This is a genomic window from Kitasatospora sp. NPDC047058 (genome assembly GCF_040643935.1).
Lineage (GTDB): Bacteria > Actinomycetota > Actinomycetes > Streptomycetales > Streptomycetaceae > Kitasatospora.
Genome location: NZ_JBEYVJ010000728.1, coordinates 1 through 2,162 on the forward strand (window position 1 = coordinate 1; position 2,162 = coordinate 2,162).

Below are 2,162 nucleotides of genomic sequence, written 5' to 3' on the forward strand. Positions count from 1 at the left end.
TCGCCGACCAGCATCAGGGCGGTGCGGATGTGGTCGGTGACCACGCGCAGCGAGACGTCCGACTTGTGGCCGGCGCCCTCGCCGGGCTGGCCGCCATGTTCGGCAGCATCAACGACCGCCCCGGCAGCGCCCGTTCGGCCGTCGCCCTGGTCGGCGTGCCGGCCCTGGCCGGCGCCGCCGGCCTGCTGCTCGGCCAGGTGTCCGGCTGGTGGGCGGTGGGGCTGCTCGCGCTGGTCGGCACGGTGTGCGGCGCCGTCAGCGTGGCCGGGCCGGTCAGCTCGGCGGCCGGGGTGCAACTGCTCGTCCTCACGTCCGTCGGCTGCGGCATGCCGATGGCCGGGCCGGCCTGGCAGAAGGCCGGCTGGTATCTGCTCGGGGGCGCGTGGTCCCTGCAGCTGCGCCTCGCCGTACGACCGCTGCCCGCCTTCGGCCGGCTGCACGGCGAGCGGGCGGCCGTCGCGGCCGTCTTCGACGCCCTGGCCGAGGCGCTGGCCGCGGCCGGCACGCCCGGCGCCGAACGCGCCCGCCGGGCGCTCACCGTGGCACTCGACCGGGCCGACGCCGTACTCCACCTGCACCCCGGCGTCCCGCAGCGGGGCCACGGCCGCGTCCACGCCGTCCAGGTAGTCGGCGCCGAGGGTGGTGGGGTTCACGTCGAAGCGGAGGGTGGCGTAGCCGGTGAGGCCGTCCGCGGAGAGCGGGCCGCCGGGCGGGGCGGGCTGGCCGGGCGGCGGCAGCGGGCTCTGCACGGACTGCACGTGCGGCAGGTGGCTCAGCGAGGTGACCGCCTGGTCGACCTGGCTCTGGAAGGCGGTCAGCGGCTGGGCGTCGTGCAGCACCACCTGGGCGCTGGTGCCGGCGGCCTGCGGCTGGTGGGCCTGGAGGACGTCCCGGCCCTGCTGCGCCTGGGTGTCCGAGAGCGAGAAGTCGTCCGAGAACGTCCCGCCGACCGCCCGGTCGACCGCCTGGACGCCGGCCACCGCGACCAGCCACAGCACGATCACCAGGACGGAGTGACGCGCGCACCACTCGCCGAGGGCCCGCAGGAAGCCGCGCCGGGCGGCGGGTGCGGCCGGGGCGGGGGGCGCGGCCGGGGCGGGAACGCCCGGGGACGACGGCATGAACGCTCCTGGGGGTCAAGCGCTTCACCCACGGCCGGGCGACACGGTCGAGCCCCGATGCTAAGGAGCGGACGGCGCCGGTCAGGCCGGGGACACGCGCCGGTGCCCCGTTCGGCGGCGCGGCCGCCGGGCGGCGGCCCCGGGCTCCCGCAGGGCCAGCAGGACGATCCGCCGGGCGTCGCCGGGCCGGCCGGTGAGGCGGGCGGCCAGCAGCCGCGGGATGTCGCTCTCCTGCGAGTACCCGGGCACCACCGTCACCTCCGCCCGCCGCACCCCGGGCTCCCCGGCCACGGCGTAGGTCACCGCGTACGTGGTCCGGTCCGGCGGCGGGGGCGGCTGCTCCCGCGTCCGCGGCATGGCGCCACCTCCTCAGCTCCGCCCGCCCATTGTCCCGCCGGGGCGGCCCGCCCGCCGGGTCGTGCTGCGCCGGGTCGTGCTGCGCCGGGTCGTGCTGCGCGGGGGACGGGGGGCGGGACGGGCACTGGCGGGCGCGGGACCGTGTGGCCGATCGGGGTGAATCCGGGCAGAGTGGGACAGCCGGGAGCACCGCGTCCGCGAAGGGCGCGCGGGCCGTCGGGAGCACGACGGCCGGCCGCCGGGAAGGCCAGCACCGGGAAGTCCGCAGCTCCCCACGAGGCCTCGCGAGCCGTTCACCGGCAGTCCCCCCGACCTCCGGAGGCGATCCCAGATGGACCTGCTGACCTACAAGGAACTCGACACCGGTCCCGACGCGCCGAAGCACCCGGGCCTGGCGCACCGGGCCTGGCACGGCCTGCTCAGCCTCTCGCCCACCGCCGTGATCTTCCTGCTCGGGCTCTCGCTCGGCCTCGGCGCCGTCGGGTCCCAGCTGTCCTCGCTGCCGTGGCTGATCATCTTCAGCATCGTCTGGGGCGTCACGCTGGTCGTCCTGATCGGCATGGTCGTGCGCTGGATGACGCCCGGCCAGGGCCGGCACCGGATGGCCACCTGACCCGGCGGCCTGCCCGCTCCCCGGCCGGGGAGCGGGCAGGCCCCCGGGTCAGGTGGCCATCCGGTGCCGGC

General features: G+C 77.7%; 2 protein-coding genes and 1 pseudogene. 1 reads left to right on the top strand and 2 read right to left on the bottom strand.

Annotated features, from left to right (window positions below; genetic code table 11):
- Both ABZ885_RS39860 and ABZ885_RS39865 read right to left on the bottom strand, forming a co-directional pair.
- Positions 1-1,121: pseudogene (locus ABZ885_RS39860) on the bottom strand (hypothetical protein); the annotation flags it as partial.
- Between the two features lie 81 nt (positions 1,122-1,202).
- Positions 1,203-1,478, bottom strand: coding sequence for a hypothetical protein (locus tag ABZ885_RS39865; protein WP_360199907.1), 276 nt, complete (start codon positions 1,476-1,478; stop codon positions 1,203-1,205).
- A 331-nt stretch (positions 1,479-1,809) separates the two neighbouring features.
- Here ABZ885_RS39865 and ABZ885_RS39870 point away from each other — a divergent pair, with 331 nt between their 5' ends.
- Complete coding sequence (locus ABZ885_RS39870; protein WP_360199909.1) at positions 1,810-2,091, top strand: hypothetical protein; 282 nt, start codon at positions 1,810-1,812, stop codon at positions 2,089-2,091.
- The last annotated feature ends 71 nt before the right edge of the window (positions 2,092-2,162 follow it).